This is a genomic window from Actinomadura bangladeshensis (assembly GCF_004348335.1).
GTDB lineage: Bacteria > Actinomycetota > Actinomycetes > Streptosporangiales > Streptosporangiaceae > Spirillospora > Spirillospora bangladeshensis.
In genome coordinates, this window is record NZ_SMJW01000324.1 from 1 (window position 1) to 7,831 (window position 7,831).

Annotated in this window: 8 protein-coding genes and 4 pseudogenes; 9 read left to right on the forward strand and 3 right to left on the reverse strand. The window is 70.5% G+C overall.

Annotated features, from left to right (window positions below; all coding sequences use genetic code 11):
* The 6 genes and pseudogenes from E1284_RS36260 to E1284_RS44190 all read left to right on the forward strand — a co-directional run.
* The coding region (locus tag E1284_RS36260) for a LuxR C-terminal-related transcriptional regulator (protein ID WP_131944673.1) at window positions 1-441 on the forward strand (441 nt) is incomplete at its 5' end.
* Between the two features lie 20 nt (window positions 442-461).
* Window positions 462-1,714: pseudogene (locus E1284_RS36265) on the forward strand (IS3 family transposase).
* A 31-nt stretch (window positions 1,715-1,745) separates the two neighbouring features.
* Window positions 1,746-2,585, forward strand: a pseudogene (locus E1284_RS36270) (IS256 family transposase); the annotation flags it as partial.
* Between the two features lie 426 nt (window positions 2,586-3,011).
* Window positions 3,012-3,215 carry a hypothetical protein gene (locus E1284_RS42095; protein ID WP_165965566.1) on the forward strand — a complete coding sequence of 68 codons (204 nt, stop codon included), beginning with the start codon at window positions 3,012-3,014 and terminating at the stop codon, window positions 3,213-3,215.
* A complete protein-coding gene (locus E1284_RS36280) occupies window positions 3,215-3,763 on the forward strand; it encodes a hypothetical protein (RefSeq protein WP_131944675.1) in 549 nt (182 codons plus the stop codon). Before E1284_RS42095 ends, E1284_RS36280 begins: the two co-directional genes overlap by 1 nt.
* Window positions 3,764-3,811: 48 nt before the next feature.
* Window positions 3,812-3,988, forward strand: a pseudogene (locus E1284_RS44190) (transposase); the annotation flags it as partial.
* 151 nt (window positions 3,989-4,139) lie between these two features.
* Here E1284_RS44190 and E1284_RS36290 read toward each other — a convergent pair.
* Both E1284_RS36290 and E1284_RS36295 read right to left on the reverse strand, forming a co-directional pair.
* A complete protein-coding gene (locus E1284_RS36290) occupies window positions 4,140-4,523 on the reverse strand; it encodes a RidA family protein (RefSeq protein ID WP_131944676.1) in 384 nt (127 codons plus the stop codon).
* The gene (locus E1284_RS36295) at window positions 4,520-5,620 is read right to left on the reverse strand and encodes a carboxylesterase family protein (RefSeq protein WP_243714959.1); all 1,101 of its coding nucleotides are present in this window, start codon (window positions 5,618-5,620) and stop codon (window positions 4,520-4,522) included. Before E1284_RS36295 ends, E1284_RS36290 begins: the two co-directional genes overlap by 4 nt.
* 87 nt (window positions 5,621-5,707) lie before the next feature.
* On the opposite strand from E1284_RS36295, the gene E1284_RS43475 reads away from it, so the two are divergent.
* From E1284_RS43475 to E1284_RS44195, 3 genes and pseudogenes are all read left to right on the forward strand, one after another.
* Window positions 5,708-5,845 carry a hypothetical protein gene (locus E1284_RS43475; RefSeq protein WP_243714960.1) on the forward strand — a complete coding sequence of 46 codons (138 nt, stop codon included), beginning with the start codon at window positions 5,708-5,710 and terminating at the stop codon, window positions 5,843-5,845.
* 292 nt (window positions 5,846-6,137) lie between these two features.
* Window positions 6,138-6,587, forward strand: coding sequence for a hypothetical protein (locus E1284_RS43480; protein WP_243714961.1), 450 nt, complete (start codon window positions 6,138-6,140; stop codon window positions 6,585-6,587).
* 561 nt (window positions 6,588-7,148) lie between these two features.
* Window positions 7,149-7,226, forward strand: a pseudogene (locus E1284_RS44195) (hypothetical protein); the annotation flags it as partial.
* A 150-nt stretch (window positions 7,227-7,376) separates the two neighbouring features.
* On the opposite strand, the gene E1284_RS44200 reads toward E1284_RS44195, so the two are convergent.
* Window positions 7,377-7,601 (reverse strand): hypothetical protein, encoded by a 225-nt coding sequence (locus E1284_RS44200; protein WP_424923529.1) that lies wholly within the window; start codon window positions 7,599-7,601, stop codon window positions 7,377-7,379.
* Between the last annotated feature and the right edge of the window lie 230 nt (window positions 7,602-7,831).

Consider the following 7,831-nt stretch of genomic DNA (forward strand, 5'->3'; position numbering starts at 1 on the left):
CGACCCGACCCACCCGAGGTCATCGTCCTGACCACCTTCGACGCTGACGAGTACGTCCTGCGCGCCCTGCGCGCCGGGGCCAGCGGCTTCCTGCTCAAACACACGCCACCCGCCGAGATCCTGCGCGCCATCGCGCGGGTTGCAGCCGGCGAACCCATCCTGTCGCCGACCGTCACCCGACGGCTCATCGCCCACCTCAGCGACACCGGCGCCGCCGCCCGGCAACAGCACGCCACCACCGCACTGCATCAGCTCAGCGAACGCGAACGCGAGGTCGCCATCGCCGTCGGGCGGGGCAAGTCCAACGCCGAGATCGCGGGCGAGCTGTTCATGAGCGTGGCCACCGTGAAAGCCCACATTTCCCGCATATTCACCAAACTCGATCTCAACAACCGTACCCAGGTCGCCCTGCTCGCCCACGACGCCGGCCTCACCGGCTGACACCGGAAGCCTTCTGGCCCCTGCCCGCACCCGGCGTGGGCGGGCGAGCCGACCCGCTGGCCGGCGAGCCGGCCAACCCCTCACCGCCAGTCACCTACAAGCGGATCGCTGCTGATCTGGAGATCAGCAGGGGCACGCTGCGCAACTGGGTGCTGGAGGCTCAACGGCGTGGGACGGCACCGGCCGCGCCGGCCCCCACCCGGCCGCCGTCGCAGCGGGCCCTATCGTCTGCTGACGTGCGTGAACAGGAGAACCAGCAGCTCAAGGCCCGGATCCGTGAGCTGGAAGCCGAACGCGACATCCTGCGCGAGGCCGCCAACTATTTCGCCGGGAAGACGCGCTGGTGAACCGCTTCCAGTTCGTCGAGGACCATCGTGACGCCTACGGGGTGAAGCGGTTGTGCCGGGTGCTGGAGATCGCGCGCTCCAGCTTCTACCGGTGGCGTGACCCGCCGCTGGGCGGCCGTCGCGGCGGCGCGCCGATGAGGACCTGGCCACCAGGATCCGGCGCATCCACGCCGAACTGGACGGCACCTACGGGTCCCCGCGGATCACCGCCGAACTGCGCGACCAAGGGCTAAGGGTCAACCACAAGCGGATCGAGCGGGTGATGCGCGCGTTCGGGATCGCCGGGCTGCGGCTGCGCCGCAAGATCCGCACCACACTGCCCGACCCCGACGCCACACCCGTGCCCGACCTGATCAAACGAGACTTCACCGCCCCGGCATCGCCCCGGCCCCGGGCAGCGGTACGTCGGCGACATCACCTACCTGCCGGTCGCCGACGGGGAGTTCCTCTACCCGGCCACCGTGCTGGATCTGGGCTCGCGCCGGCCGGCGGGGCCGGTCGATCGCCGACCACATGCGCGCCGACCTGGTGACCGACGCACTGCAGGCGGCCGACGCACTGCAGGCGGCCGACGCACTGCAGGCGGCCGCAGCGGCCCGCGGCGGACGCCTGGACGGGGCGATCTTCCACTCCGACCACGGCGCCCAGTACTGCAGCACCGACTTCGAGCGGGCCTGCCGCCGGCTCGGGGTCACCCGGTCCCGCGGCGCGGTCGGCACCAGCGCCGACAACGCCGCCGCCGAGTCCTTCAACGCCACCCTCAAACGCGAAACCCTGCAAGGAGCCGCCCACCGGCCCGACGCCCGCACCGCCAGGCCGTATTCGCCTGGATCACCCGCTACAACACCCGCCGCCGCCCGGCCCTGGGCCAGCTCTCACCGATCAACTACGAGAAAACCACAGGTAGCCTGACCGCTGCCGCATGAACCCGGTGTCCACATTTCGGGGGGAAGCCCCGTCTACGGCACACAGGTGTCCAAGCAGACCATCTCCACCAACACCGACAAGGTCATCGACGGCATGACCGAGTGGCAGAACCGGCCGCTCGACAGCGTGTATCCGGTGATCTTCATCGATGTCAACGTCAAGATCCGCGATGGGCGGGTCGCCAACCGGCCGATTTACACGGCGCTGGCCGTCACTGTCGACGGCAGGCGCGACATCCTGGGGCTGTGGGCCGGCGACGGCGGCGAGGAAGCCAAGTACTGGCTGCAGGTCCTCACCGAGATCCGCAACCGCGGCGCGTCCGACGTGTGCATGGTCGTGTGCGACGGGCTGAGCGGCATGCCGGACGCGATCGAAACCGTCTGGCCGCGGGCTCTCACCCAGACCTGCGTCATCCACCTGCTGCGCAATACCTTCCGCTACGCCGCCCGCCAGCACTGGGACGCCGTCGCCAAGGCGCTCAAGCCCGTCTGCACCGCACCGACCGCCGAGGCGGCCGAGGACCGGTTCCTGGAGTTCGCCGAGTCCTGGGGTGAGAAGTACCCGGCGATCGTGCGTCTGTGGGAGAACGCCTGGGCGGAATTCGTGCCGTTCTTGCAGTTCGACGCCGAGATCCGCCGGGTGGTGTGCTCCACAAACGCCGTCGAGAGCGTCAATGCCCGCATCCGCCGTGCGGTCGAGGCCCGCGGGCACCTCCCCAACGAGCAGGCCGCCCTCAAGTGCGTCTACCTCGCCGTGATGAGCCCGGACCCCGCCGGCAAGGGCCAGAAACGCCGGATCAGCCGCTGGAAGCCCGCCCTCAACGCCTTCGACATCGCCTTCGATGGCCGCCTGTCAGCCAACCACCACTAGAACCCACAAGATCGAGTTACACCGTTAACTTGACACTTCCGGTTCCGGCGTCGACAGGTTTCTCCGGATGAGTGGCACGGTCAGGGGCAGCACGAGCGATCGCGCGAACATTTTCCTCCCAAGGGGTGTCAAACCGGCCGAGGTGCGGAGGCGCGCCACGTCGGCCGATTCCGCTCCTCCGGACGAAGCCACCCGAGTGCGCGCATTTCAGATGTCCATTCACTCGGTTACGGTGAGCTCCCGGTCACCTCCTCGAACAAGGCAGGGACGTCGATGAGTGCAGGACAGGGCCCCTGGGGACCGTACGGCGGTGGACCGCAACCACCCGCGTGGCCGCCGCAACCGCCCGGCCCACCGCCCGGACCTCACTGGCGGCCGCCCGGACCGCGGCCGGGACCGCCCCGGCCACCGTCGCGCGCGGGGCGGGTGCTCCGGCTGCTCAACCCGATCGCGGCCGGACGCCAGGTCGCCAGGGCGTCCCGGCCGGACCGGGTGGACGATCCGGTGGTGCGAAAGGTCCAGGTCCTGCGCGCGGTGGTCGGTCTCATCGCAGTCGTGTGGGTCATGGTGACGTACCGCGTCGCCTCGGACGCCAAGTCCGTGGCCTACGAGCGGTTCGACCAATCGTGATGTCCGCGACCCTGCTGCCGGCCACGTTCCCGGTCGTCGTCGGCGCGTTCATCCTCGGAAGCCGTCCGCCCCGCCGCGGCCAGTATCTGCGGCGGGCGCTGAAGCCGCTCGGGTCGCTGGTGGCTCTGGTCGGCACGGTCCTGTTCTTCATCGCGGTCGTCTCCGTCATGCCGGAAGGCGGCCTCATCGGCGACGACGAGCAGCCGTCCCCGGCCGTCTACATGAAGCTCCTCTTCATGATCATCATCGCGCTCGTGTTGCTGTGGGCGCTCGCATTCGTGTTCTGCGGTGCCGCCATCTCACTGGTGAACGTGGTCCGGACCGCCGACATCCACGAGGTCCTGCCCCCGCTCATCGCAACCGTCCTGGTCTGGGAACTCGCGATCGCGGACCTGATCTCGAACGACTACAACGGCCTCCCGGTACCGGTGCGGGCCGCGGTGATCCTCGGCGGCCCCCTCTCGGTCACAGCGGTGAGCCTCTGGGAACTGCGCCGCCTCAAAACCCGCCACGCCCTAACCCTCCGCCAAGCCCTAGGTCGTGTTTAGGGCCATGCGCGGCGTCGGTGTCATTACCGCAGCATAAGCCTGGGTGTCTTGGTCGGGTCCCGGCCGCTTCCGCAACGAGGCCGTTTCGCCGCTCTGGCCGGTGTGAGCCCGATCCAGGCCAGCAGCGGACGGAACGTCCGGCATCGCCTCAACCCCCACGGCGACCGAGCGCTCTACCGTGCCCTGCACCACATCGCGCTCACATTGGAACGCTGCGACCCGCAGACCAAGGACTACCTGACCCGCCGCACTCACAAAGGCAAGACACGCCGCAAAGCGATCCGCTGCCTCAGCGTTACCCTGTTCTCAAGGATGGACGCTGGCCCGGCACGGTCCCGGGGACCTAGCGGGACCGGACCTTTCTCTGCGGGCGAGGTCAGTCGTCCAGCACTGCCAGGGCGTCGACCTCGACGAGCAGTCCCGGCGGAAGCTGCGTGTGGACGGTGGTGCGGGCGGGGAACGGCTCGCCGACCACCGCCGCGTATGCCTCGCTCATCTCGGCCAGGTGAGCCGCGTCGGTGAGGTACACGCGGAGCATCACGACGTCCTTCAGGCCCGCGCCGGCCGCCTCGAGCACGGCGGTGACGTTGCGCAGGGTCTGCGTGGTCTGCTCGGCGACCGTGGTGCCGACGACCTCGCCGGTCTCCGGGGCCAAGGGGAGTTGTCCGGAGACCTGGAGGATCGGGCCCTTGCGGACGCCCTGGGACAGCGGGGCCGGCAGCCTGGGTGCGTTGTCGGTGGTGATCATGATTCTGGTCATGGTGTGTCCTTGACGGAAGGGCGCAGGGCGGTCTGTGCGAGGGGCCGGGCCCAGGCCTGTCGTTCCTGGCCGCGGGGGTCGTCGACCTGGATCCAGTCGGCGTCGATGCGCATCGTGGCCCGGCGTGTGGTGTCGAACCGGTTCCAGCCGGGGTTGCCGGTCCTGGCGAAGCGGATCCAGGCCCCGTGCGTGCGGGCGGCGAGGTCCGCGGGGGGCTTGCGGGGGCCGAGCAGGGCGCCCTCTCCCGCCAGCTGGGGGAGCTCCGCGATGTCGAAGACGAAGGGGAGCTCCATCGCGTGGGTGGCACCGAGGTCTCCGCCCAGGGCCTGGGAACGCCAGGCGAACTCGTAGCTGTACGTGGCGGACCGGGAGCGGGCGGCATGTGCGCCGGCCAGGGCCCAGCTGCCCGCGCCGAACAGCGCGTCGCCGATGATGGCTGAGCGCAGCTCACCGAAGGACGCCTCCGGGCGGGTGTTGCGGTACGTCTCCACGAGCTGCGCGGGCTTCGGGTGCGAGCGCGCCGCGGTGTCGTCGACATCCTGGGGGGTCGAGGTGGCGTACTTGTCCACCGGGACCAGGTAGAGGTTTCCCTCCTCGGTGTTGGTGCCGATGAGCAGGTCGACATCGGCGCTCAGGCCGGCGGCGACGGATACGGCGGGCTGCGTGTCGAGTACGAGGCTGAAGGGGCTGAGGCCGATCAGCGGGTCGTGGTGGGTGGCGGTCTGCAGGTCGATGCCCACGAGCTTGGAGGCGGCCTCGACCAGGCGTTCGTCGGAGATGTCCGCGAAGGCGTCGACGTGCGGTTCGATGCCCAGTTCCTCGGCCGCGGCCTTGGTGACACGGGCGGCCTGTTCGGTGGTGAACGCGCCCAGACCGCTGCCGCTCTGCACGATCGCCCGGCGGAACAGGCCCGCGGCCTCAGGGGTGGCGAGGATGCCGCCGACGACGGTCGCCCCGGCCGACTGACCGAAGAGGGTGACGTTGTCCGGGTCACCGCCGAAGGCGGCGATGTTCTCCCGCACCCAGCACAGCGCCGCGACGACGTCGAGCAGGCCGGGCGGCGGCCGCGGGACTCCCCGAGGCGGATGACGAGGCATGGGCATCCGCGGACCGGGCCGGTCTCGTACGCCAGGACGGATCCGGGATCTCCTTCCGTCACCCCCTCGTCCGCTCCGCCGTCTACCATGCCGCGTCGTTCGACGAACGCCGCAGGGCCCACCTCGCTCGCGGAGTTGCTGCGCGAGGAGCCCGACCGCCGCGCCTGGCACCTCGCCGCCGCGACCGTACGCCCCGACGAGGACGTGTCGGCCGCCCTCCAGTAGACGGCCGACCGGGCCCGGCGCCGAGGTGGCTTCGCGGCCGCTGCCGCGGCCCAGGAGCGCGCCGCGGAACTCAGCCCGCGCCGCGAGGACCGGGCGCGCCTTCTGACCGAGGCCGCCGCCACCGCCGTCTTCACCGGCCAACTGGGTTGGGTGGAACACCTGGCCGCCGCAGTCCGCGAGTGCACCGATGACCAGGCGCTACTGGGCAAAGCCGCGCTGGCCACCGGACAGCTTCCGTTACTACTCGGGCGAGGAGTCCCAAAAGCGACAGATCCAGAGCCTGCTCTGCCGCATGCCCGACGATGCCGCTGGAGCGGCCCTGCACGTCTGGGTACGGGCCGTCACCGACCCCGGCAGCGCTGGAGCCACCCTCGCCCCGGTGCTGCCCGGGCTCATCGCCGAGGCCAAGGGCGACGCCGGTCGCCTGACCGCGCTGGCCATCGTGGCCTGGCTGCTCGACCGGACCACCCTCGCCGCCAGGGCCTTCGACGAGGCATTCGACCAGTGGCAGGCCCGTGGACCGCTCCCGGACGGACTGGCATGCGCGGTCGGCTGGACCCGCCTGGAGCAGGGCCGATGGGCCGAGGCCCGCTCGGTGGCCGCCGAGATCTCGGCGGTGGCGTCGTCGGCCGGACTCGACCACGCCGAGGCGTGTGCCCAGGCACTCGACGCGACGGTGGCCAGCCTGCTCGGGGACACGACCGCCGGGCGCCGGCTTGCCGAGGCGGTCGCCGCCGCGTAGGGCACTGGCTCTCGTCGATCCGCTTCAGAGCCGCTCCGTCGCGGTCTTCGCACGTCGTGCCCTGGGATGGCGGCCGTGGCCGAGGGCGACTACGACACCGCGTACACGCAGTTCCGCTCCGCGTTCACCAAAGACGGCGATCCGGTCCACTACCACGTCTCCTACACCGTCCTGGCCGAACTGGCGGCGGCGGCCGCCCGCCGAGGACGGCAAGAGCACGCCGCGGAGCTGCTGGAACGGTCGGCACGGCGGCTCGGTGAGGGCATGTCGGCACGGGTGGCCGCGCTGATCGACCGGGGCCGAGCCCTGCTGGCGGACCCCGAGCACGCGGAACCGTTCTTCCAGACGGCGCTCGCGGATCCCATGGGCGAACAGTGGCCCTTTGAACGGGCGCAGACGCGGCTCGACTACGGGGAATGGTTGCGGCGGCGGCGCCGTATCGCCGAGGCCCGTCCGCTGCTGAGCGCCGCCCTGGAAACCTTCCAGCGCCTCGGCGCGCGGCCGTGGATCGAGCGGGCACAGGCGGAACTGCGCGCCGCCGGCATCGAGGCGACCGACGTGATGCCCCGCGCCTTCACCGAACTCAGCCCCCAGCAGCAGCAGATCGTCCGGCTGGCGGCCCGCGGGCTGACGAACCGCGAGATCGGGGAGAAGCTGTTCCTCTCACCGCGCACGGTCGGCTCCCACCTCTACTGGCAGGATCTGCGAGACATGCGAAGCGATGGACGCCCTGGGTTTCTGCGTAGACCAGGCGACTTCGCCACCACCACGGGCGCATGTTGGCGGGTGTCAGGCCGCGGTGGCGTGCTCCGTAGCGTGACGGACGAATCTCGCCACGTCGGGAGAGGTCGCGGACGTCGCCCAGACGATCCGCAACTGGCTGGGCGACACGCCGACGACCGGTATGACGGTGATGTCAGTCGTCAGATGCTCAGGCACGTGTGCGGGGGCGAGGAGTCCGACGCCCTGGCCCAGCTTGATGCTGCCGATGAACTGAGCACTGTCATGCACCACCGGTCCCGGCTGCAGTCGTAGTCGGTGAGGTCGGTGCCAAGCCAGTACTTCGTTTCAGCCGCCGTGAGATTTGTTCTCAGAGGGGTCTTGGGCCAGAAGAGCATGGTGTTCGAGCCGGCCGCCCCGCATGCTCCGGAGGGGCTTTCTCCGTCGGTTCCGGTTTGGCGCACTCCTCGTTGCCGGCGCGGTGCCGGGGCTGGACCTCGGCGAGGAGTTCCGCGGTGCGCGCG

Excerpts from the sequence above, each read along its gene's own strand:
- E1284_RS36280 (WP_131944675.1), top strand. The coding sequence starts at position 3,215 with ATGTCCGCGACCCTGCTGCCGGCCACGTTCCCGGTCGTCGTCGGCGCG.
- E1284_RS36290 (WP_131944676.1), bottom strand. The coding sequence starts at position 4,523 with ATGACCAGAATCATGATCACCACCGACAACGCACCCAGGCTGCCGGCC.
- E1284_RS36295 (WP_243714959.1), bottom strand. The coding sequence starts at position 5,620 with ATGCCTCGTCATCCGCCTCGGGGAGTCCCGCGGCCGCCGCCCGGCCTG.
- E1284_RS43475 (WP_243714960.1), top strand. The coding sequence starts at position 5,708 with ATGCCGCGTCGTTCGACGAACGCCGCAGGGCCCACCTCGCTCGCGGAG.
- E1284_RS43480 (WP_243714961.1), top strand. The coding sequence starts at position 6,138 with ATGCCCGACGATGCCGCTGGAGCGGCCCTGCACGTCTGGGTACGGGCC.